At 39.7% G+C, this 22,663-nt stretch carries 25 protein-coding genes; 15 read left to right on the forward strand and 10 right to left on the reverse strand.

From position 1 onward, the window contains the following. Positions 1 to 266 precede the first annotated feature (266 nt). Positions 267 to 1,052 carry a TatD family hydrolase gene (locus tag AA650_RS18090; protein ID WP_053540077.1) on the reverse strand — a complete coding sequence of 262 codons (786 nt, stop codon included), beginning with the start codon at positions 1,050 to 1,052 and terminating at the stop codon, positions 267 to 269. 195 nt (positions 1,053 to 1,247) lie between these two features. Continuing rightward, positions 1,248 to 1,535, reverse strand: a complete 288-nt coding sequence (rpsT, locus tag AA650_RS18095; protein ID WP_039202355.1) for a 30S ribosomal protein S20 — start codon at positions 1,533 to 1,535, stop codon at positions 1,248 to 1,250. Between the two features lie 469 nt (positions 1,536 to 2,004). Between rpsT and hisD the strand changes: the two genes are divergently transcribed. Next, positions 2,005 to 3,300 carry a histidinol dehydrogenase gene (gene hisD, locus AA650_RS18100; protein WP_053540078.1) on the forward strand — a complete coding sequence of 432 codons (1,296 nt, stop codon included), beginning with the start codon at positions 2,005 to 2,007 and terminating at the stop codon, positions 3,298 to 3,300. A 103-nt stretch (positions 3,301 to 3,403) separates the two neighbouring features. Next, a complete protein-coding gene (locus tag AA650_RS18105) occupies positions 3,404 to 4,573 on the forward strand; it encodes a homocysteine biosynthesis protein (RefSeq protein ID WP_053540079.1) in 1,170 nt (389 codons plus the stop codon). Between the two features lie 97 nt (positions 4,574 to 4,670). Here AA650_RS18105 and AA650_RS18110 read toward each other — a convergent pair whose 3' ends face one another. Next, positions 4,671 to 5,660, reverse strand: a complete 990-nt coding sequence (locus AA650_RS18110) for a hypothetical protein (RefSeq protein ID WP_053540080.1) — start codon at positions 5,658 to 5,660, stop codon at positions 4,671 to 4,673. A 391-nt stretch (positions 5,661 to 6,051) separates the two neighbouring features. Here AA650_RS18110 and AA650_RS18115 point away from each other — a divergent pair, with 391 nt between their 5' ends. Next, complete coding sequence (locus tag AA650_RS18115) at positions 6,052 to 6,939, forward strand: tetratricopeptide repeat protein (protein ID WP_053541330.1); 888 nt, start codon at positions 6,052 to 6,054, stop codon at positions 6,937 to 6,939. Positions 6,940 to 7,011: 72 nt separating this feature from the next. Here AA650_RS18115 and AA650_RS18120 read toward each other — a convergent pair whose 3' ends face one another. Next, positions 7,012 to 7,629 carry a TMEM165/GDT1 family protein gene (locus AA650_RS18120; protein ID WP_053540081.1) on the reverse strand — a complete coding sequence of 206 codons (618 nt, stop codon included), beginning with the start codon at positions 7,627 to 7,629 and terminating at the stop codon, positions 7,012 to 7,014. 279 nt (positions 7,630 to 7,908) lie between these two features. On the opposite strand from AA650_RS18120, the gene arsM reads away from it, so the two are divergent. After that, the gene (gene arsM, locus AA650_RS18125; protein ID WP_053540082.1) at positions 7,909 to 8,877 is read left to right on the forward strand and encodes an arsenosugar biosynthesis arsenite methyltransferase ArsM; all 969 of its coding nucleotides are present in this window, start codon (positions 7,909 to 7,911) and stop codon (positions 8,875 to 8,877) included. Positions 8,878 to 8,948: 71 nt separating this feature from the next. Here the strand turns inward: arsM and AA650_RS18130 are convergent, their stop codons facing one another. After that, positions 8,949 to 9,743 carry an Rpn family recombination-promoting nuclease/putative transposase gene (locus AA650_RS18130; protein ID WP_053540083.1) on the reverse strand — a complete coding sequence of 265 codons (795 nt, stop codon included), beginning with the start codon at positions 9,741 to 9,743 and terminating at the stop codon, positions 8,949 to 8,951. An 870-nt stretch (positions 9,744 to 10,613) separates the two neighbouring features. Here AA650_RS18130 and AA650_RS18135 point away from each other — a divergent pair. From AA650_RS18135 to AA650_RS18150, 4 genes are all read left to right on the forward strand, one after another. Then, positions 10,614 to 11,111: a hypothetical protein gene (locus tag AA650_RS18135; protein WP_053541331.1), complete on the forward strand. Its 498-nt coding sequence runs from the start codon at positions 10,614 to 10,616 to the stop codon at positions 11,109 to 11,111. Between the two features lies 1 nt (position 11,112). Then, positions 11,113 to 12,375 carry an SUMF1/EgtB/PvdO family nonheme iron enzyme gene (locus AA650_RS29355; protein WP_081424266.1) on the forward strand — a complete coding sequence of 421 codons (1,263 nt, stop codon included), beginning with the start codon at positions 11,113 to 11,115 and terminating at the stop codon, positions 12,373 to 12,375. 421 nt (positions 12,376 to 12,796) lie between these two features. Further along, positions 12,797 to 13,771: an arsenosugar biosynthesis radical SAM (seleno)protein ArsS gene (gene arsS / locus AA650_RS18145; protein WP_053540084.1), complete on the forward strand. Its 975-nt coding sequence runs from the start codon at positions 12,797 to 12,799 to the stop codon at positions 13,769 to 13,771. Between the two features lie 471 nt (positions 13,772 to 14,242). Beyond that, positions 14,243 to 14,962 (forward strand): class I SAM-dependent methyltransferase, encoded by a 720-nt coding sequence (locus AA650_RS18150; RefSeq protein ID WP_053540085.1) that lies wholly within the window; start codon positions 14,243 to 14,245, stop codon positions 14,960 to 14,962. A 299-nt stretch (positions 14,963 to 15,261) separates the two neighbouring features. Here the strand turns inward: AA650_RS18150 and mnmA are convergent, their stop codons facing one another. Further along, on the reverse strand, positions 15,262 to 16,314 hold the full coding sequence (gene mnmA / locus AA650_RS18155; RefSeq protein ID WP_053540086.1) for a tRNA 2-thiouridine(34) synthase MnmA: 1,053 nt from the start codon (positions 16,312 to 16,314) through the stop codon (positions 15,262 to 15,264). 211 nt (positions 16,315 to 16,525) lie between these two features. Between mnmA and psbP the strand changes: the two genes are divergently transcribed. The 5 genes from psbP (at position 16,526) to AA650_RS18180 (ending at position 19,364) form a co-directional block, all read left to right on the forward strand. Further along, positions 16,526 to 17,071, forward strand: a complete 546-nt coding sequence (gene psbP, locus AA650_RS18160; protein ID WP_053541333.1) for a photosystem II reaction center PsbP — start codon at positions 16,526 to 16,528, stop codon at positions 17,069 to 17,071. Between the two features lie 88 nt (positions 17,072 to 17,159). After that, complete coding sequence (locus AA650_RS18165; RefSeq protein ID WP_053540087.1) at positions 17,160 to 17,753, forward strand: Maf family protein; 594 nt, start codon at positions 17,160 to 17,162, stop codon at positions 17,751 to 17,753. Positions 17,754 to 17,934: 181 nt separating this feature from the next. After that, positions 17,935 to 18,225 carry a nucleotidyltransferase family protein gene (locus AA650_RS18170; protein WP_027404262.1) on the forward strand — a complete coding sequence of 97 codons (291 nt, stop codon included), beginning with the start codon at positions 17,935 to 17,937 and terminating at the stop codon, positions 18,223 to 18,225. Next, positions 18,215 to 18,568 (forward strand): HepT-like ribonuclease domain-containing protein, encoded by a 354-nt coding sequence (locus AA650_RS18175; protein ID WP_053540088.1) that lies wholly within the window; start codon positions 18,215 to 18,217, stop codon positions 18,566 to 18,568. Before AA650_RS18170 ends, AA650_RS18175 begins: the two co-directional genes overlap by 11 nt. Positions 18,569 to 18,623: 55 nt before the next feature. Further along, a complete protein-coding gene (locus tag AA650_RS18180; RefSeq protein ID WP_053540089.1) occupies positions 18,624 to 19,364 on the forward strand; it encodes a phycocyanobilin:ferredoxin oxidoreductase in 741 nt (246 codons plus the stop codon). A 580-nt stretch (positions 19,365 to 19,944) separates the two neighbouring features. On the opposite strand, the gene AA650_RS18185 is transcribed toward AA650_RS18180, so the two are convergent. The 4 genes from AA650_RS18185 to AA650_RS18200 form a co-directional block, all read right to left on the reverse strand. After that, entirely contained in the window at positions 19,945 to 20,265 is a 321-nt protein-coding gene (locus AA650_RS18185) for a hypothetical protein (RefSeq protein ID WP_053540090.1), read from the reverse strand. Between the two features lie 281 nt (positions 20,266 to 20,546). Then, on the reverse strand, positions 20,547 to 20,750 hold the full coding sequence (locus AA650_RS18190) for a type II toxin-antitoxin system HicB family antitoxin (RefSeq protein ID WP_053540091.1): 204 nt from the start codon (positions 20,748 to 20,750) through the stop codon (positions 20,547 to 20,549). Positions 20,751 to 20,818: 68 nt separating this feature from the next. Beyond that, the gene (locus tag AA650_RS18195) at positions 20,819 to 21,046 is read right to left on the reverse strand and encodes a UPF0175 family protein (protein WP_053541334.1); all 228 of its coding nucleotides are present in this window, start codon (positions 21,044 to 21,046) and stop codon (positions 20,819 to 20,821) included. Between the two features lie 77 nt (positions 21,047 to 21,123). Beyond that, a complete protein-coding gene (locus AA650_RS18200; RefSeq protein WP_053540092.1) occupies positions 21,124 to 21,633 on the reverse strand; it encodes a hypothetical protein in 510 nt (169 codons plus the stop codon). Positions 21,634 to 21,826: 193 nt separating this feature from the next. Here AA650_RS18200 and AA650_RS18205 point away from each other — a divergent pair, with 193 nt between their 5' ends. Then, positions 21,827 to 22,258 carry a hypothetical protein gene (locus AA650_RS18205; protein WP_053540093.1) on the forward strand — a complete coding sequence of 144 codons (432 nt, stop codon included), beginning with the start codon at positions 21,827 to 21,829 and terminating at the stop codon, positions 22,256 to 22,258. A 28-nt stretch (positions 22,259 to 22,286) separates the two neighbouring features. Further along, positions 22,287 to 22,628 (forward strand): hypothetical protein, encoded by a 342-nt coding sequence (locus AA650_RS18210; RefSeq protein WP_053540094.1) that lies wholly within the window; start codon positions 22,287 to 22,289, stop codon positions 22,626 to 22,628. Positions 22,629 to 22,663 lie beyond the last annotated feature (35 nt).

A 22,663-nucleotide genomic window follows, 5' to 3' on the forward strand; every position in this document is an offset into this window, starting at 1 on the left:
TTGTAGAGATTTAAGTGGATGGGCAGACAATGTTGGATTTTAGATCTGGGTCGCTTCGATTGATTAAGCGGGCTAAAACCACAAACTCTCAAACTGGCTAATATCGGGTTGATAACAGCACAAATTGAGCTTTAGGAATTATTATCCTTCCTTTACCATTATGGCTTGACCTAAATGTTTTGGAGGGATTAATTTTAGCACATTTTTATCCTCCGTTTGGATCTTATAAGTTAAATCATTGCTAATGCTAAAGATTTGATGATCATTTATAATGATAGACCGAATAATCTACAGGCATTTTGGGTGGTTTTCTGGGCAATTTCTTCTATTGTTTCGGCTCGTAGTTTTGCTAGTGCTTCCGCTACATAGCGAACATAGGCTGGTTCATTGCGTTTTTCACCTCGTTTAGGTACGGGTGACAGAAATGGACAATCTGTTTCTATCAGCAAGCGATCGCTGTCCACCATAGCCGCGCTCGCTTGAATAGTTTGAGCATTCTTGAAGGTAACAGTGCCGCTGAAGCTAATATAGAAACCTAAATCCAGAAACCATTGAGTTTCTTCTGGTGTCCCTCCCCAGCAGTGCATGACACCCCGTACTCTTTCTCCATGCAAGTCCCGCCATTTTTGCAGTACGTCTCTGACAGCAGGTGCAGCATCACGACAATGGATGATCACTGGTAAATTGAGTTCACAAGCGATCGCTAATTGTGATGCAAATACTTGATGTTGATGCTCATAGTTATCTGCTTTGTAAAAATCCAACCCCATTTCCCCAATGGCTACCACTTGGGAATGAGAACTGGCTAAAGACTTGATTTGGGTAGCTGTTTGCTGATCCCATTTATTAGCATCTAGAGGATGCAGCCCTACAGCAAAACTAAGTTCAGGAAACTGCTCTGCTATAGCTTGAATGCTCGCAAATTCCTGGGGGTGAACACAGGAGTGGACTAATCGCACTACTCCTGCTTCTTGCCACCGAGAACGCACGGCTGCTAAATCTGGCTGAAAGATGTCAAAGTTAATGTGTACGTGGGTATCTATAAGTTGCATGGCTTGTTGGTGAAAAATTTTAGATTTTGGATTTTAGATTTTGGATTGAGAATTTTTGGGACAAGATCCGCCATGAGAGAGCGGAATTAATCCAAAATCACCAATCTAAAATCATCAGTCTCCACACTTGAGGGTAGAAGTAAATCCAAAATCGTAAATCCAAAATCCAAAATCTCTTGACCACTGAACTATTGACTAAGCGGTAAGGGTTTTGTGTTTATGAGCCAATCTTGACTTTTTTCTGGCTCCATTGTTGGGATGCAGCACGCCAGTTTTTACAGCTTTATCAATTTTGCTGTAAGCTTCTGACATTCTCGCTTCCACTTCCTGCTTGAGTTCTGTTGTCGGGTTAGCAGCACAAGCTTCCACAGAACTAAAGTATTTTTTCATCAGCGTTCTCACGGCTGATTTATATGCTTTATTACGCAGTCGGTTACGTTCTGCGATTTGTGCGCGTTTAAGAGCAGACTTTGTATTCGCCACAGTAATTCCAAAAAAGACTATTAATTATGTACACACACTACTAGGTTTAATAAATATAGCATTATTTTCGCTAATGTGATAGTTTCTGAAAAAAAATATTTTATTTGGGCGGAAAAGCTGATGCCTGGGACTGAAAAAATAGATTAAAATGATTTACTGACAAAGAAACCAGATCAGTTCCCCAAATTCAGACTTCTGGAATATTAAATTTCTCAGGCTGTCTGAATTTTATAAAGTAGTATCAAAAAAATCCAGGTTAAGCTAGAGAAGAGAATTACATTCAGCTTGATCCCCTAACACGGCAAAACGAAAGTCGAAAGTTAAAAGTCAAAAGTCAAAAAGCTGATATTTTAGGCTTTTTAGCTATTTTGAATGGTTGTTCTACTAACGCGATGTTGTCGTAGCCGGTAAAAAGCCCAAGTAGTTCTTGTTTTGCGAATATTGTAAAATTTGGTATTGTCATTATTCCATGCTGCGAATTATTACTCAGCAGGCAGACGTTAGATCAGAACTTCAACGAATCTGCGATCGCACCCAGGATGAACAGGTACTTCATAAAGAAGCAACAGTCCGCGAAGTGTTGCAAGCGGTGAAGCGCCAAGGCGACAAGGCTGTACTACATTATACAGCCGAATTTGATCACCAAATTCTGAAAGCAGAAGAACTCAAGGTAACAGGATCAGAACTGGATGCAGCCTACCAACAGGTATCCAAGGATTTGCTCCAGGCGATTCGACTAGCTTGCCAAAAAATAGAGGCTTTTCACAGTCAGCGTATCCCCAAAAGCTGGGTACAGTTTGGCGATGATGAAGTAGTTTTAGGCAAACGCTACACCCCAGTAGATCGAGCAGGTTTATATATACCAGGCGGTCGGGCTTGTTATCCCAGTACAGTGTTAATGAATGCCATTCCCGCAAAAGTGGCAGGTGTCCCTCGTGTAGTGATGGTGACACCAGTTAGAGGCGGTAAAATGGTGAATCCTGCGGTTTTGGTAGCGGCCCAAGAAGCAGGAGTTCAGGAAATTTACCGTGTGGGGGGCGCTCAAGCCATCGCAGCTTTAGCCTATGGCACGGAAACTATCCCCAAAGTCAATGTGATTACCGGACCTGGTAATATTTATGTCACCTTGGCTAAAAAGTTAGTTTACGGAACTGTGGGCATTGATTCTTTAGCAGGTCCTAGCGAAGTGCTGGTAATTGCTGATGAAACAGCTAATCCTGCTTATGTGGCGGCGGACTTATTAGCCCAAGCAGAGCATGATCCGATGGCCGCAGCGATTTTGCTGACAACGGATGCGGGGTTGGCGAAAAAAGTGCAAATGGCGGTGGAAAGACAATTGGTAGATCACCCACGGCGGATAGATACGGAAAAGGCGATCGCCCATTATGGTTTAATTGTGGTGGTAGAATCCCTAGCCGCAGCAGCCGAACTTTCCAACGAATTTGCACCAGAACACTTAGAATTAGAAGTTGCCGATCCTTGGGCTTTAATGAACCAAATTCGCCATGCTGGGGCAATTTTCTTGGGTAGTTCCACACCTGAAGCTGTAGGAGACTATTTAGCCGGTCCTAACCATACCTTACCTACTTCTGGTGCTGCCCGTTATGCTTCCGCTTTAGGGGTAGAAACATTTTTAAAACACTCAAGTATTATCCAATACTCACAAACTGCTTTGGAAAAAGTGGCATCTGCCATTGACATCTTAGCAACTACGGAGGGTTTACCTTCTCATGCTGATTCCGTTAAACTCAGGGTAGAGGATTGACACTTTTCCGTTTAGAATACGGTCTTAAAAATTACTCCCTCGTCGTTACGCAGGCTATCGTCAACGCCCCCAGTGTACCGATAGTCCTTCAAATAAATTTAAAATGCGAACAATTGCGGAAATTAATGAGAAAATCAGCCGAAAACGGGCGGTAGTCTGGACTGCTGAAGAATTAAAAGCGCGAGTTGCTGAAATTGGTGTTGCTAAAACCGCTAAAGAAGTAGATGTAATTACCACTGGCACATTTGAGCCGATGGAATCAAGTGGTGCAATTATTAACTTAGGACATACTGACCCACCGATTAAAATTCGGCGTTGCTGGTTGGACGGAGTTCCAGCTTATGCTGGTTTTGGGGCGGTAGATTTATACTTGGGTGCTAGTTGTCCAGTTGATTCCCTAGATGGGGAAGAAGTGCGAGAACGTGGTGGTGGTCATGTAATTGAGGATTTAATTGCCGGTAAATCTATCCAAGTTCGCGCTATGGGACAAGTTACCGATTGTTACCCTAGAGCCACATTTGAAACCACTGTTACCCGTGACACTATCAATCAGTTTTATTTATTTAATCCGCGCAATCTTTATCAAAATTTTATTGTTGGGGTGAATGGAGGCGATCGCCCACTGCATACCTACTTAGGACCATTGCAACCCCGTGTGGGGAATGCAGTCTATTCTAACCCTGGTTCACTGTCACCCCTCCTCAATGATCCCGATTTACAACTTGTGGGGATTGGGACGAGGATTTTTCTCGCTGGGGGTATTGGTTATGTAGCTTGGGAAGGGACACAACATTTTCCCTTGCAAAAGCGTTTAGAAAATCGGACACCTATCGGACCATCGGCAACTTTAGCGTTAATTGGTGATGCTAAACAAATGGACGCGCGATGGATACGAGGTTGTTATTTTAAAAGCTATGGACCATCTTTAATGATGGGTGTAGGTGTACCACTGCCAGTTTTAAATACTGGTGTGGTAGAACGCTGTGCTGTCCAAGACAAAGACTTAGTAGCACCAATTGTAGATTTTTCAATTCCTCGTCGTGTCCGTCCTACTTTCGGTTTAGTGAGTTACGCTCAACTTAAATCTGGACGTATCACTATTGAAGGCAGGACTGTACGAGTAGCCTCTTTAGCTAGTTTGTTTCTTTCCCGACAAGTAGCCCAAGAGTTAAAGCAATGGATTACTGAAGGGAAATTTACTCTCACTGAACCAGTAGCCCCAATTCCTATGGAGCGTTCTTTTTTACCTCAAGACCGTTGGACGGAATTTTAAGATTGGGGACTGGGGACTGGGGACTGGGGACTGGGGACTGGGTAATCTTTTTTACCAATCACCAATCACCAATTACCAATCACCAATCACCAATTACCTAATCCCCAGGTTTAGGCTTTTTTACTGGCTTAGGAGTGGGGGTTTTTGGCACAGGTTTGGTGATGACTGTGGTGGCATCACCTGCTGTCTTTCTAATGGGACGTGGGGCTTCTCCATTGCGTCTAGGAGGGAATGGCTTTCTACCACCACCACCGGCACCACGAGGCGCTCCTTTGAAGGGTGGTCGGCGTTTTTTGGGTAAATCGGCGATCGCTTCGGCATTAACTATTACTAATGCGTCAGCCTCCCGTTTAACATTGAAGTCCCAGAACTTACCCACAGCTTTGGTGGTTAATACGCCCTTGAGTTTCAACTTAAAATATTTAGCTTTATCAGTAGGTTTACGGGGAGCTTGTTTGATTTTCACAACCAAACTCTTTTCGTCAAAGGACTGGTAAACTACCTCACCACGCACAGAAAAACCACCATCAGGAACTGCTGATGAGGGTTTTGGATTAATGCTTAACGCTACACTACCGTTATTAGAAACTGCTGTCGAATCTGTACCAGCTTCATCTAGTTCATATTTGGCCAGATTTTCTGGTTCCCAAACACCAACAATTTGCAGGTGCAATGCGTCATTTTCTTGTCTAGTGCGGGGATAAACTACCCATAGATGTTCTGTTTCTAGGTCTAAGTGATTTTTGACTAAACTCATAATCCGACCTAAGAGGACGGCATTAAGTTCAACCCCATCTTTTGTGATTAATGTTCCTTGGGTAAACTGTTCATCACTAGCATGGTAACACCCGCGAATTAACCCAATAGCTCGGTATTGAGTCGGTTCGCTAGGAGGTGGAATTGGTTGTTCTCGATTAGCCAAATGTCCATTAGAGTCAGGTTTGCTAGAGTCAGTGAGAGAACTTTCCAGTTTAGAGGATTGGTCTGCTAATGTATTAGCACTAACAGGGGATTCAATCTCTTTTATGCCTTGGTTAGAGGCTGTGAAATTTGCGGATTCAGAAGACGGCATCAGGTCGGAATTCATAAAAACTCCTTGCGGCACAAGACATACCCCATTGTGGGATTTAATAAAGACAAAGGAAAAGAGCCAGTGTGTAGCTGATTAAAGTATATTTCTTTTTAATCTGGCTACTCGCTTAATACTCTGTACGAAAATCAAAACGCAGAATCCCACATTTATACACTAAATGTGCAATTTAGCGGCTTTAATCCAGTTATGGCTTACGCCAAGCTACGCTATCGGAAGCATAGCATAGCGATAATTCGGACGGGTCTTCCTAAAGTCATCACTTACTTTAGCAGGATAGATATTTATTTGTTATAAAATTCACAGACAAATGACCGTATTCCGCAAAGTTTTGGAAATTTTTAACTTTGCCATTAATTTCATTACCATTGAGGAGCAGAATAATATTGTGTCTGAATCGCGTAATCGCTGGATAGTTAGGGTAGTGTTAGCTTTCGCTGTTGTTGCTTTTGTAGGGGTTTCTATTATACCCATCCTTACAGCGATTAATAAACCCCAATCATCACCACAAAATCAGCCCACTGCTGACCCTAAAATATCTTCATCGGAGCAAAAGTCAAAACTGGAAGATCAAGTTCGGGGTTATGAATTAGTTTTACAGAAAGATACAGAAAATCAAACTGCACTCAAGGGACTTTTACAAGCACGTTTACAGTTATTGAGTCAAAAGAGCCAAGGGGAAGTGAAACCAGCGGATATTCAAGCTGTGATTGAACCTTTGGAAAAACTCGCTAAACTCAATCCCCAACAGTCAGAGTATGGGGTTTTATTAGCACAAGCTAAACAACAAATTGGCGATAAGGAGGGGGCTGCTCAAACTTACCGGACTATTTTAACTACAAAACCGGGCGATTTAAAGGCTTTGCAGGGGATGGTGAATTTGCAATTAAGTGAAAAGCGTCCAGAAGCAGCTATTGGCTTGTTGCAGGAAAGTTTGGCTGCTGCTACTCAAGCTAATACTATTCAGCCGGGAAGCGTGGATGTGGTTGCTGTCCAAGTGCTTTTGGGTAGTGTCTACGCTTTTCAAAAGAATGATACTTTGGCTATTTCTGCTTATGATCAAGCAATTAAGAAAGATTCTCAAGATTTTCGCCCCGTTTTAGCAAAGGCTATGCTGTTTAAACAACAAGGTAAGCTTGATGAAGCAAAACCTTTATTTGATAGTGCGACGGCTTTAGCACCGGCTCAGTATAAGGACGAAATCAATAGGGCTGGAGCGGTTTCTGAGCCTACTCCTACGGCATCAGCTACGCCTTCACCTACGGTCACTCCGTAAGGGTTTGGAGGGTAGAATCAGGATGAGGGCGCAGGATGAGGGCGCAGGCCCTGCGCCCCTACGATGTTAAATTTATTGTCCTTCTATGGCGGCGACTATGCCGAAGATGATAAATAGGAAGCCGCCGATAAAGGTAATTTGCCGTTCGGAAATTTTACCTGCTATTAATCTACCACCGATGACGGCGATCGCTGCACAAATTGCGTGTCCTAATATTGCACCAGCGGTGACACCAATGGGGTTATTTCCAGCAGCTAGGGCTATGGTGGCTATTTGTGTGCGATCGCCCCATTCTGCTATAAATGTTAATACGAAGGATTTCAGTAAAATTGACCAAACAGTTTTTTGCTGGGAGTTATTTAAATCTGCTTTTTCTACCGCCTCTTGTGCCTCTTCTGCGACTTCCTCGGTAGCAGATACAGCCATTTTATTGGCATCATAAATTAACTTCAAACCAAAGGCAATAAACAAAACTATTTCGGTGTAATGAATAATTTGTTTTGGTAAAAAAGATACTACCTGTCCAAATGCAACTGATAAGACAGTCATAGCCGCTAAAGCAGCTACTACACCAGTGAATACCAAGCGCCGGGGGTGGTGCATGGACAGAATCACAGCAATAAAAAATGTTTTATCGCCTAGTTCGGAAATGGTAATTAGTAATAAACCTGCGGTAAAAGCTGTTAGCACTCTCTCAAACTCCTAAAGGATTTTTTACCTGTGTGGAGTATCAATGAGAGCAATCAAACCTCACTGAACTCCACATAGTTAAATGTGTAGTCAGTGAAGGTCTCGCTTTCAAATACTTTATTTATTCGCTATCTAAACCAGGCTCATCACCAGTATGTTGACTTAGATATACTGAACAGAAAATTTTAATTTACTGTCAGCAGCTACTCCCCTTCTATTAGTCATGTATAATACTCTTTTTGACAATAAAAGTCAAGCCATAAACCCTAATTTAAGATTATGACCTATTTAGAAACCGCAGCCGAATTTTACAGCCAAGTTGCCCAAACACCAGAAATAGGTCTTTGTTGTGTCCAAAGTACGCCTTTACAACTACCAGGACTGAAAATTCCTCTAGCTATGCAGGAAATGAACTATGGTTGTGGAACTACAGTTCATCACAATGAACTCAGTAATGAACCCACAGTTTTATATGTTGGTGTCGGTGGTGGTTTAGAAGCTTTGCAATTTGCTTATTTTTCTCGTCGTCCTGGTGCGATTATTGCTGTCGAACCTGTGGAAGCTATGAGAGAAGCTGCAACCCGTAATTTACAACTTGCTGCAAAGGAAAACCCTTGGTTTGATCCTAGCTTTGTCGAAATTCGTCCGGGAGATGCTTTTAATTTACCTGTTGCGGATGCTTCTGTAGATGTAGTAGCGCAAAATTGCCTGTTTAATATTTTTGAACCAGCAGATTTAACTCGTGCTTTAAAGGAAGCATATCGGGTATTGAAACCAGGTGGACGCTTGCAGATGAGTGACCCGATTGCAACAAGTCCAATTCCTGCTCATTTACAACAAAATGAACATTTACGCGCTTTGTGTTTATCTGGCGCACTTACATATCAAGAGTATACTAACTTAATTATTAATGCTGGTTTTGGACAAATTGAAATTCGCGCTCGTCGTCCTTATCGCTTATTAGATAAACACAATTATCAATTAGAAGAAAATCTACTTTTAGAAAGTCTAGATTCTGTGGCTTTTAAAGTGGAAATTCCCGCGGACGGTGCTTGTATTTTTACTGGTAAAACAGCGATTTATGCAGGTAAGGAAATATTTTTTGATGATAAGAATGGGCATATTTTACAAAGAGGAATTCCCGCAGTAGTTTGTGATAAAACAGCTAGAAATTTAGCAGTTGTAAATCCTGAAGAAATTATAATTACTGATTCTACATGGTATTACGATGGTGGGGGATGTTGTTAATTTTAGATAGTTATAGCTTGCGTGACGATGCAATAATCATCCGCCACGCTATCAGCAAGTTCTAATTAAAACTATGATTCTTGAATTTCTTTTTGTAAAGCCTGAATTTGCTGAAGAGATAATTCCGTAAGTTCAGCAATTTGTTGTAAATTCATGCCAGTTCGTAACAATTTTAAAGTAAACTTCCTGGTTGCTTCAGCTTCACCTTCTTGTTTACCTTCTTCTAAAGCTTCTTGATAAACTCTGGTTTGTTTCAACTCACTTAAACCTAACATAGCTTCAATCTCCTCTCTGCTTTTTTTGGGTAATTTGTAGACGATAATTGTCTCAATCAGCTTAATTAAATCCTGTTTGATTTTGGTATCAGTTAGTTGTTGGTTTGCTTGTGCGATTAAGCGTCTTGCTAATGCTGGTGCAGCTTTCTCTGTTTCTATTACCAGTTTAACAACTCCCACCCCTAAAGAACTCTCTCCCAACTCATCTAAATAAATGCGTGTAACTCGCTCAAGTAGCAAGATTTCGCCAAATTGTAAATTCTGTTCTCTTTCTATATTACGACTAGGATAGATGATGACAGCTTGCCAAGGATGAGGAGTTTTGTATTGTCGCAGGTAGAGAAAAAGCTCTGCAAAGAGACGATAATATAAATTATCATCGGGTTGAAATTGAACCTCGACAATGTAAAATGGTTTTTTAGGATCTTTGGTGGTTGGTAAAAATAAACCGTCTAAACGAAAAGCCAGTTGTTTAACTTCACGAGAGGTAAATTCATAAACATCTGCTTCTGTGGGAGAATTATTAATTAGTTCAAAAAAGATGCTAGGAAATGCTTGAAATAGGCTATAGAAAATTGTATCGGTTTTCACGGTAATTGAGTAATTCTTATATCTAAACTCTAGTGAATTTTATCTCTTGTAGGGTGCGTCAGAGAGGATATTTTGACAAAAAACAGATTTCTTCTATCTGACGCACCCTACTCAATAAGTTATTCCCAAACGACGCAATTTCCTCGTTCCCAGGTGCGTCAGAGAGGATATTTTGACAAAAAACAGATTTCTTCTATCTGACGCACCCTACTCAATAAGTTATTCCCAAACGACGCAATTTCCTCGTTCCCAGGTGCGTCAGAGAGGATATTTTGACAAAAAACAGATTTCTTCTATCTGACGCACCCTACTCAATAAGTTATTCCCAAACGACGCAATTTCCTCGTTCTCAGGTGCGTCAGAGAGGATATTTTGACAAAAAACAGATTTCTTCTATCTGACGCACCCTACTCAATAAGTTATTCCCAAACGACGCAATTTCCTCGTTCCCAGTCTCTGACTGGGAATGCCATCTTAGAGGTTCTACCTCCAGGTATAATAGAGGCAGAGCCTCTTAACTACATTCCCACGCAGAGCATGGGAACGAGATGGCTTTGTCGAAATTCGTCCGGGAGATGCTTTTAATTTACCTGTTGCAGATGCTTCTGTAGACGCAAAGCCAGAAAACTCTCGTTCCCAGTCTCTGACTGGGAATGTCATCTTAGAGGTTCTACCTCCAGGTATAATAGAGGCAGAGCCTCTTAACTACATTCCCACGCAGAGCATGGGAACGAGATGTCTAAATAAATGCGTGTAACTCGCTCAAACAGCAAGATTTCCCCAAATTGTAAATTCTCTTGCTTTTATTTCTAAGTTCAGTATGGTTTAATTTAGATGGAATAAATAATTAATTTTATTAAAATGGCTTTTATGCCTAAACAAGATCCCGCAAAGTTAAAAAAAGTATCTATTAGTCTTCCCTTTGGTATTGGTGCTGCGGAATGGGAAGCCGACACAACAGAACGGAAAGCCGCTTGGTCGTTGTATGTGGAACTGGTGACACGGGTTGCTGTGCAGTCCTTAGAAGTTGACCAGGGGTTAGTGCGGGAAGCGTTGAATTCTTTGTATAGTTTATTCGGAACTACCCGCGAAGTTCTCAAAGCTGCTGGACCTGATGTGGGTGCTTCTAAGAACTCAGTTGGGGGTATTGCTATTGCGGTGTTGAATAATGGGTTACGACCATTTTTAGCTAAATGGCATCCTATTTTACAAGCTTGGGAAGCAAGACGACCTATGGGGGTAAGTGTGAAGGAACACGAGGTGAGTTGGTCTGAGGAAGGAAAGTTGCGAAGCGAGTTGGTTGCTTTGCGAGGTGATTTAGAAGAGTATGCGAAGGCTTTGGCGATTATTGCTGGTGTGGAGGAGTAAAATGTCTGATAACCGACTACAATTTGATGTTTTCCTTGCTCACAATAGTAAAGATAAACCCGAAGTTATAAAAATTGCCAACAAACTACGACAAGGTGGTTTAAATCCTTGGTTAGATAAGGAGCAAATTTTTGCTGGAGACAATATTCAAGAAGTTGTTTTTCAAGGAATTTCGCAGTCTAAAGTAGGTGCTTTTTTTATTAGCCAAAATAGATTGGGAGCTTTTCAGAGGAATTTAGAACTTGGTGCAATAATACAATTTTTTCTGGAAAAAAAAGAAAAAGGTTTTCGTGTGATTCCTATTTTACTTCCTGATATTAGCGATATTCCAGATGAATTATATCATTTAAAACAGTGGGTTTGGATTAGATTTACTAATTCAAATGTTGAAGAAGATGAAGAAGCATTACAGGATTTAATCCGTGGTATCAGAGGACGGAAAGAAGTTATTCTAACGCCGCAACCAGACCCGATAATTAATCCGGAAATTAAACCCATTCCCAAAACAGCAGAGTATTTTGCCCAAGACTTGGGAAATGGTGTAATTCTGGAAATGGTGGCTATTCCCGGAGGGACTTTTATCATGGGTTCTCCAGAAAATGAGGAAGGCCGAACTTCGGATGAAAGTCCACAACATCAAGTTACTGTTCCCCCCTTTTTCATGGGTAAATATCCAGTTACGCAAAAACAATGGCGGGCTGTAGCTGCACTAGGAAAGGTTAATCCATCTTATTTTAAAGGTGATAATCTGCCTGTTGATTGTGTATCATGGAATGATGCTCAAGAATTTTGTGCCAGACTTTCCCGAATGGCAAATAAAACCTATCGTTTACCTAGCGAAGCTGAATGGGAATATGCTTGTCGTGGAGGAACTACTACCCCGTTTTATTGTGGGGAAACAATTTCTACAGATTTAGCTAATTATCATGGTAACTACACTTATGGGCAGGGACAAAAAGGACAATATCGAGAAAAAACCACAGAGGTAGGAATTTTTCCCGCCAACCCTTTTGGTTTATATGATATGTGTGGGAATGTGTGGGAATGGTGTGAGGATGGGTGGCATGAAAACTATATAAACGCGCCTACCGATGGCAGTGCTTGGACAAGTCTAAGCAGTCAACGTAAACTGCTGAGCGGTGGTTCGTGGATCTACGATCCTGCGTATTGCCGTTCTGCTTTTCGCCACTACTACTACCTCGTTTACGACTACGACAATATTGGTTTTCGGGTTGTTTGTAGTTGTGCGGCGAGGACTTGTTAGCACTCTGCACTTTTGCTCTTTTGCGCTCTGCGCTCTTATTCTTTTCACTTCCCTAGCGTAACGGAGTGGAGCGATCAAAAATATTTTACTTAGATTTCGGGAATGATTGATGGGTTGTCTCTCTATGATATAGGAAACTTTCGATTTAGTCAAGTGGTATGTTCCAATTATCAATAGTCTGCCACTTCCCCCTGTCTCTTAGAGGTTGTTTGAAAAGTATTATATCAAACCCGTAATCTCCAAAAACCTAACCCCCTACCCCCCTTCCCTGCAAGGGAATGGGGGTTTTAAAGCCTCTCCCCTTGCAGGGGAGAGGTTTGGAGAGGGGTCAGTCTATATATTCAAAACTTTTCAAACATCCTCTTAGGTTGAATGACCTTTAAAATATCCTCTTATAGAAATTCGTGCTAGAGATGCTTCTATGATTACACCTTTTTTTCAACAGCTAAATTCACCTTTAACAAAAAAAGAAATTAATGTTTTACAAATTAATTTGGGAAAGCGTTGTAATTTAGCTTGTAACCATTGCCATGTCGAAGCTAGTCCCAAAAGAACAGAGGAACTAACACCGGAAATTTGTCAACAGTTAATTACCTTGATTGAGAAGTTTCCAGAAATCAAAATTGTTGATTTAACTGGTGGCGCTCCAGAGATGAATTATGGTTTTAAGTCATTGGTAGAAGCTGCTATAAAGGCAGGTAAACAGGTAATTGTGAGATCAAATTTGACAATCTATTTTGTGAAGGGATTTGAGGATTTGCCAGATTTTTTTGCTCAACATCAAGTGAAGATTGTTGCTTCTCTTCCCTGTTATTTAGCAGATAATGTGGATAAAATGCGGGGGAATGGTGTTTTTGATCAATCAATTAAAGCTTTGCAATGGTTGAACAAAATTGGTTATGGTGAAAACCCAAATTTAGTTTTAGATTTAGTGTACAATCCTCCATTACCAAATAGTGAAGATTTTTCTTTAACTCCCGAACAGGAAAATTTAGAAAAGGCTTATAAAACCTTTTTGATGGAAAATTTTGATATTAGATTTAATCATCTTTTCACCATTACTAATATACCTGTGGGGAGAACCAAGTTTCATTTAGAAAAAAAGCAGCTTTATTCTAGGTATTTGCATTTTTTAGAGTCTCACTTTAACCCCAACACAATTGATGGTTTAATGTGTCGTGAACAACTTTCAATTGATTATTTAGGGAATATTTTTGATTGTGATTTTAACCAAATGATGAATTTACCTGCAAAAACTAGCAATGGTGAAAAATTGACGGTGAGCAAATTATTAGAAATTGGTAGTTTAGATATAATTCAAGAAGTCCAAACTGCTGAATATTGCTATGGTTGTACTGCGGGGTGTGGTTCTAGTTGTGGTGGCGCTATAGTATAAGGTGACAAATATTAAGAATATATATATGTCATCAAAGAATTACTTTGTAAAGAAATTTGCGGTAGTTGAACTTCTAATTTTTAGATGAAGTATGATGAAGTGAGTTAAGTCTCCTCACACCACATTTTTTATTAAAGCCGTGAATTTATTTTTTCACGGTTTTTATTTTTTTATGGACAAAAAAATAATTATGACTTACGCATTGATAAAATTTTTAACGGGTGGTTTTGTTTGTGCTGGGGAACAGCCAATTAACAACCCAATGAAACTAAGAGGTTGTTTGAAAACTTTTTCGTGTGGTATCTGACACCCGCAGATCCCCCTAAATCCCCCTTGAAAAGGGGGACTTTGAGGAATTTAGCCCCCTTTTGTAAGGGGGGTTGGGGGGATCTCGATTAATTCTGATACTTTTCAAACATCCTCTTATACTGCTATTATTTTCAATATATTGTCAGTTATGGGAATGCTTCCATGAATACTCTGAAAACTCAATCAGATAATTACTTTAAGAAGAATTGGGAAACATATCAAAAAGTCTTAGCCAATAATTACATGGAACACCGAGAAATTTATGGTGTTTTGCATAAATTATTAACTGATTACTTGCCAACACCATTTTCCTTACTTGAACTTGGATGCGGTGATGCTAGTTCATCAGTTCAAGCTTTATTAAATACTACCGTTGCCTCCTATACCGGAATTGACTTATCTGCGGCTGCTTTGGAAATTGCCCAAGGCAACATGGCACAAATTAACTGTGAACAAACTTTTATTGAAGACGACATATCGAAAGTTGTTGAGGAACTAGCTGAAAACCGAAAGCAAAGCTTTGATATAGTTACGACTTCCTTTGTTTTACATCATCTAAGTTTGGCACAAAAAGATAAAGTTATTGAGCAAGTATTCCATCTTTTGAAACCCAAGGGTGTATTTGTTTTGATTGACATAGTTTGTAAAGAAGGGGAAGACCGAGAAAAATTTGTTAATCGCTACTTAGAAAATATGCGTCAAAACTGGACTGCACTCTCGTCTCAAGATATGTCCATGATTGAAAATCATATATCTACTTATGATTTCCCCGAAACTCAAACTACTTTGTACCAAGTTGCACAAAAGCACAATTTTGTTCGTTTTGAATGCTTATACAAAGATACTCCTGAATCTGCACAATTCTTATGCCTATACAAGTGATTTTACACTCTCAGGGGTAAAGATACGGATCGAAACTATCATGACTTTGACACTCTTACTGGCTTTAGCCACTGAGATTCTTGGTTCAACGAGTCCACTTAGGGACTTCCAAATAAAAAAATACTCAACCACCTAACGCAAAAATCTCTCAAACCCTTATTCCTCTGTGTCCTCTGCGCCTCTGTGGTTCGTTAATCAGGATAATTTATTTCTTGGAAGTCCCTTAATTTAGACCCCTTGCGGTATTTAAGCCAGAGGTGGTTCTCTCCCCAGAAAGACAGGGCGCAGGCCCTGCGCCCCTACGATTGTTCGATGATTCCGCCACCTAATACCATATCTTCGTCGTACCAAACCGCTGCTTGTCCAGGGGTGATGCTGAATTGTGGTTCATCAAATACTAACCGGACGCGGGAATCTGGTAGGGGAATTACTGTGACGGGTACGGGTTGGGAACGATAACGGATTTGAACTTCGGCGCGAATGGGGGCAACGGGTTCAGCTATGGAAACCCAATTTACTCGATTTATTGTACATTCTGACTGAGATCCTTTGGTGCGATCGCCTACAACTACTTTGTTATTAGCTGCATCTAATTCAATTACATACAAGGGTTCGGCTGCGGCGATGCCTAAGCCTTTTCGCTGACCAATGGTGTAATGATGAACACCATCATGTTGTCCCAAAACTTTACCAGTGGTATCCACAATATCACCAGGTCGAGGAGCTAAATATTTATCTAAAAATGCCCGCATAGAGCCATTGCTTTCTACTAAGCATAAATCTTGACTTTCTGGTTTATCGGCGGTTTTTAAGTTGTATTCAGTAGCAATTCTGCGAGTATCAGTTTTATTCAGTTCACCCAGGGGAAAAATTGTTGCCCCTAATAAGTCTTGGGATAAGTCATAGAGGAAATAAGATTGATCTTTGTTGCGGTCTACGGCTCGTAATAGTTGGTAACGGTTAGTGGTGTCATCGTAGCGGATTTGGGCATAATGACCTGTGGCGATTTTATCCGATGCCAATTTTTCCCTTGCATATTCCACCATTGGACCGAATTTCACCGTTTTGTTACATTGGGAACAAGGCAACGGCGTAATGCCTACGCTGTAACCTGTCACTAAAAAATCAATAATTTCTGTTTGAAAGACATCCCGAATATCAACAATTTCATGGGGTATACCCAATTGTTCACAAATATTAGCCGCGTCGATCATTCCTTCAGAGCAACATTGCCCTTTGCCTTTCATCAGCCAAAGAGTTAAACCAATTACATCATAGCCTTGATTATGCAGCATAGCGGCGGCTACGGAACTATCAACGCCACCGGAAAGACCAACGACAACTTTTTTCATACTTTTAGATGTGCTTGCGGCTGATTTTGACAACAAAGAGGTTTTTTATTTGACCACAAGGTGCGAGACTGTCCAATTATAGCACACATACTTATCAAGTCTGAAGAAGATGGCAAAAGGAAAGTCTCCAGATTGTCCAGATTAGTGAGAAAATAAGAACTTGCAATTATCTTTACCTTGTATTCTTGACGGACAAAAGGAATTGGAAAAAATGTGGCAAAGAATTACGTTGATCTTATTATTGGTGTTGAGCTTCAGCTTGAGTAGTGTTGGTGTGGCTAATGCGGCTGGACTAAATCGGTTTGTAGATAGTGCTGACGGTTATCAGTTTGATTATCCTAATGGTTGGTTACAAGTTAAAGTTGGTGATGGGCCTGATGTGGTGTTTCACGATTTAATTGAAGTATCAGAAAATGTGTCTGTGGTAATTAGTCCTGTTCCCTCTGGTAAAACTTTAGCGGAATTGGGAACACCAACGGAAGTTGGTTATAAATTAGGAAAGGCGGCTCTTGCTCCTGTAGGTTCTGATCGGACTGCTGAGTTAATCAATGCGGCTGCAAGGGAAGTAAATGGGAAAATTTACTACTTTCTAGAATATGCAGTTAAATTTCCGAATGGACAGGAAAGACATAATATTTCTAGTGTGGCTATCAGTCGTGGTAAGCTGTTTACGTTTAATGCTTCTGTTCCTGAGAGACGTTGGAAGAAGCTGCAACGAATGATTGACGAAGTTGTGAGTTCTTTCGCTGTTTATTAATTGGGGACTGGGGACTGGGGACTGGGGAGTGCTTACAAAAATAAGTTATTCAATTATTAATTACCAAACATTATTTATACAGAAATCTATGAAAATTCCGCAATTTGTGCTTGCTTCTGCTTCTGTTGCCCGTCGTCGGTTATTGCAAACTGTGGGAATTGAACCAATAGTTTGTCCGAGTGATTTTGATGAGTCACAAATACAACTAACTGAACCTGGGGAATTGGTGAAAACGCTGGCTAAGTGTAAGGCGGAAACTGTGGTTTCCCAATTTCCAGCGGCTTTGGTGATGGGTTGTGATTCAGTTTTGGCTATGGGTAGAGGGATTTACGGTAAACCAGGGGATGCAGAGGAAGCGATCGCTCGCTGGCAATTGATGCAAGGTAATTTTGGTGACTTGTACACTGGTCATGTTTTGATTGATACTACTAAAAATCAAACTGTGGTTAAATGTCAAGTTACTAGGGTGTATTTTGCGAAAATGAGCGATCGCGCTATTCTTGCCTATGTAGCTACAGGTGAACCTCTTCAATGCGCTGGAGCATTTGCTTTAGAAGGTTTTGGGAGTTTATTTGTGGAGAAAATCGAGGGTTGTCACAGTAATGTCATTGGTTTGAGTTTACCTTTATTGCGGCAGATGATCGGGGAATTGGGATATGAAGTTACAGATTTTTGGGGATAGTTAAGTAATTATTATTCCCAATTTTTAATGGATAAAATGTTAAAAAATAGGGACTCCGCAAGGCAGAAGTCAAAAGTCAAAAGCAATATTGAGCAAGATTTTTGGCAATTAAAAATGGTTGGTTTATTTACGCCGTGCTGCACTACTATCTTAATATAGAATTGGTTTAGGAAAATAAAGCATGAAACGAGATGAGGTACTGGCAACTTTAGCTGCACATAGAGAAAAGTTGCAGGAACTGGGAGTAAAATCCCTTAATTTGTTTGGTTCAGTGGCGCGGGATGAAGCTAGTTCAGATAGCGATGTAGACTTTTTAGTGGAGTTTAATCGTTCGGGTGGGTTGTTTCAACTTTTGCAAGTGCAGTATTATTTAGAAGATATTCTGGGATGTTCTGTTGATTTGGGAACGGAGGATGCTTTGAGAGAACATTTGCGAAAACCTGTATTAAAGGATGTCATTCGTGCCTTCTAGAGATTGGCGGTTTCGTATTCAAGATATTGTCTTATCTATCAATGAAATTAAGCAAAGGACAAGGGGTGTAACGTTTGAGGAATTTACAAAAAATCAAACGCTTGTCAAAGCTGTTCTCTATGATTTCGTCGTGATTGGAGAAGCTACTAGAAATGTTCCTAATGATATTCAGTTACGCTATCCTCTTATACCTTGGCGGTTAATGGGAGGGATGCGAAATGTTGTAACTCACGAATATTTTCAAGTTGATTTGAGTAGAGTCTGGGAAACAATTCAAAATGATTTATCCTCATTATTGCCACAACTACAAGAGGTGCTAGAAAGAGAAATATCAGGAGAATAGTTGATCTGGTACAAATAATTGTAAACTAGGAAATAAATTGTATTTCCTAAATAATATGTCTTCTACACCTTCTCTCCGTGAACAACAACATCCCCTAATTCGTCAACTAGCTGATTGTATTGAAGCAGTTTGGCATAAACACCTAGACTTATCACCATACCATTTACCTGCGGAATTGGGATATGTAGAAGGTAAATTAGAAGGGGAAAAACTGATTATCGAAAATCGTTGTTATCAAAGTCCCCAGTTTCGCAAAATACACTTGGAACTAGCAAAGGTGGGGAATATGTTAGATATTCTGCACTGTGTGATGTTTCCTCATCCTGAATATGATCTTCCCATGTTTGGTTGTGATTTAGTCGGAGGTAGAGGTCAAATTAGTGCTGCTATTGCTGATCTTTCGCCAGTAAACTTAGATCGAATTTTACCAGATGGTTATAATTCCCAACTTAGTAAATTAACCACAGGCAATTTTTCTCAACCTCGTGATTTACCAGAATGGGGCAATATTTTTTCCGATTTTTGTCTGTTTATTCGTCCTAGTTCCCCCGAAGAAGAGACAAGTTTTTTGTCTCACGTAGAATCATTTTTAGATATTCATTGTACCCAAGCGATCGCATCTAGTCCAGTTGCACCTGAAAAAGTAGCTCAAATTATGGCTGGACAATATAATTATTGTACCAAACAACAACAAAATGATAAAACCCGTAGAGTTTTAGAAAAGGCTTTTGGGATAGATTGGGCAGAAAATTATATGACTAAAGTTTTATTCGACTTGCCAGAGTTGCCAGAATAATCTGAGAAAATATTACCAGAAGTGTCAGCAATTAGAAATTGCTATGGCAGCATCCCAGTTATGCGGTAAGCATAGATGCTTAGAGACTTCAGGGAGAATAAAAGGCAAAATAGCCGAAAAGTGATGAAGAGAAAAAATGACTCCTGAAGAAACGCAGAAACTAAATGAACAATAAATTTAAATTCTGTATTAATTACTATAAGTAGGTAAACAAAATAAAAATGAGGGGTATTGCGTTTTGTAAAATGGCTGAAACTCAATCAGAATCTCGCATTGAGACAACTTTACATATCGTTATATACCTTTAAATTTTTCTGTTTACCTACTTACAGAATTTGGATGCTAAAAATCACAATTTAAACAAATGACCCAGATTGGGGCGGTCTACCACTTCCTCTAAGAGGGTTTTTGAAAAGTCACGATTGCTGTATCAAATGTTTTACCCCTCCCTAACCCTCCCCTTATAAAGGGGAGGGAACTGGATTTTCTTGTTTCTCCCCTTTGTAAGGGGGGTAACAATGTGATGAAAATTACGGGATACCACTTTATAAAACATCCCTCCCCAAAGCATCGGGGAGGGTTAGGGTGGGGTAATTTCAGGAATAATGGTGATTCGATAACTTGTGTAAACTCTTTTGCGTTTACTAGCATTTTGCGAACTGACAGAATAAGGAGGGTTTCCTAATACTACCATTACCGGAATTTCCGTTTTTACTTTTCCTGCTTGACTGGATTCTTCGGCAATTATTTGAGTAATACCAGGAATTAGATCACCTTCCTTTATTCCTGCTTCTAACGCATTAGTTAAATAAACTTTCAATCTTTCCTCTGGTACAAATTTATAACCTAAGTCTCCTAATAATAAACCCAATTTTAAATGCGCTATAGTATAGGGAGTCATTAATAATTCAAATCCAAGTAGACGGGTTAAAAGTCTTGCACCTCTTAAAAAATTAGTCGGGGATTTTATCCAAAAAAATTTAGTTTAGCATTGTTCTAATTAAATCATTTTTTTGCGATCGCCGTAGGCATAGCACATCACAGGAGATCAAGAAATCGCTCAATATCAGTGTGGGCTTGTTTCAAAATATGGGCAAGAGTAGAGCCGTTGACGAACTACAATCCATCCATGTCGTTCTAGAGCAGCTATGATTTTAGTGTATGGAAGACTGGAAACTTTACTCATACAACCAACTCTCGAACAATGATACCTTCCTGAGCGGAAAATTCATTTTCTACAGGTTCAAGATATAACTCTATAGCTTCTTTAATATTTGCTAATGCCTCATCAACATTTTCCCCTTCACTGATACAACCAGGTAAGGAGGGAACATAGACGGTGTGGCCACCTTCATCACTAGGTTCTAGAATTACTCTTAGCTTCATATTTTTACATCCATGATAAGTTTAATTATATAACAATATTTGAAAAATGCTGTAACTTCGTTGAATTTCTAGCGTCTTAGATGCTGGATATCTTCCTGTAACTCAGCTACATCATAGTGAATACATATTCCCCGTTCAGCAAGTAATTTTTGAAACTTAATTTGATTCATTCCTAATATTTCACTAGCTTTACCCAAGCTGATTTTTTCTTGCTGGAATAACAAAATTACAATTTCCAGCAAAAATTGATTTTCTGATAAACCACTTGCTTTGACGACTTCATCTGAAATTATCATAATTAATTTTTTAACCTGTTTTCTTGATTCTAACAAATAGAGTCGGCTATAGTCTAATATATGTACACTACTATTGCTCAATTATCTGATTCCACTTGTTTAATTGCCTCTAAAGGTAACTCTAGCACCTCTGCAATTTGCTCATCATTTAAACCAAAATACCGTAATTTACTAATCTTTTCTATCTGAGTTTTATTCTGATCTTGTTGCTTTAATTTAGAATTACCAGCATGACTTTTATCTGGTTTAGTTTTAGGTTGTTTAGAACCAATATTTATACAGCCATTTCCAAATATATTACTACTATTATTAACCAAAGAAATATTCACATTTCCCTGTCGTTCTAGAACTGATTTCAGATTACTTTTATCAACTGGTTCATCAAAAATATCAGATAACATTTTTAAAAGTTCGTAACCTACATCCTTTGCATGACCCGCGCTACAACCACAATTTTCCGCAATATCAGCATACTTTTGATGCTTTAGTGTCCCCTCAATAACTCCACGCTGCAAGTCATTGAGACGTTTGCCTGTGTTGAGGTAGACAGCCTCATCCACAAGTTGTAGTAGTTCGTTAACCTGCATGGCTAAAAATGTAACGCGACACAAGTAATGATAGCAGACTTTATCCGTATTTTTCAGCTTTTTTCCGTCTGTTTGTAATTTTTTTTTGCAATCCGCTTTTTTCCGCTTTTCAGGTTTGAGTGTGTGGTGTAGGATAACCGAAAAGTAACACAAAGAATTAAGTATGTTATAAAACAATTAATAGAAAGAAATTATGTGGGATATTCTATTACAAGCCGCAGCCGCATTTGTCGTAGGTGCAGCCGTTGGTTACGGATTCGCAGCTATAGTAGAAGCATTATCAAGAGCTTTTGCTAATTTATGGCAACATCTTGTCACAGCAGCTAACGAAATTTTTGGATACTTAAGAGATGCCACAAAATATTACTTGGCACTAATTGCTCAGTTTTTAGATAATAACTGGTCAGGTATTGAATCATATCTTCGACAAGAGTTTGGTTATCGAAACGAGTGGTTGATTGGAATTTTTCGAGATGGATTGGATGTTTTGATTGCGATCGCTGATCCTAAACAACAACACAAAGATCCAGTTGTTTTTTCTATCACCGCATTAGACACTAAACAGCAAGCTGAGGTACAACTACCGACGAGTCAAAATCCACTTGTAACTGTATTAAATGTATAATTTCATATCTTAATTAGAGGTAACTTAAATGGGTTTCTTTGCATGGTTAGGTAGTTTGCTAGATCAGTTGGTTTCATGGCTAGGAACATTAGTAGTTGCTTTTTTAGAAACTTTGATATTGGCAATTCAAGCAGTATGGTATACAGCAATTGCTAGTGTTTTAATCTCCGTATTTGGAGCAGGTGTCGTTTTATATGCAATCTTTCTGGCAGGAGCAATTGCAGGTGAAACTTTAATGGAAGTTTGGGACCCAAGATACTATGACACCAAACAATCACAAGTTTTTAGTGTTAGGCAAGCACCTCAAAACTCTCCTTTACCAACCAACCGATCCCAATCCAAAGTAGTAGTTTTAGAAAATTGGGGATAATGAAGTTTTTAGATATCTATACAATGATTTAAAAG

The organism is Anabaena sp. WA102, assembly GCF_001277295.1.
In the GTDB taxonomy this organism is placed as follows: domain Bacteria; phylum Cyanobacteriota; class Cyanobacteriia; order Cyanobacteriales; family Nostocaceae; genus Dolichospermum; species Dolichospermum heterosporum.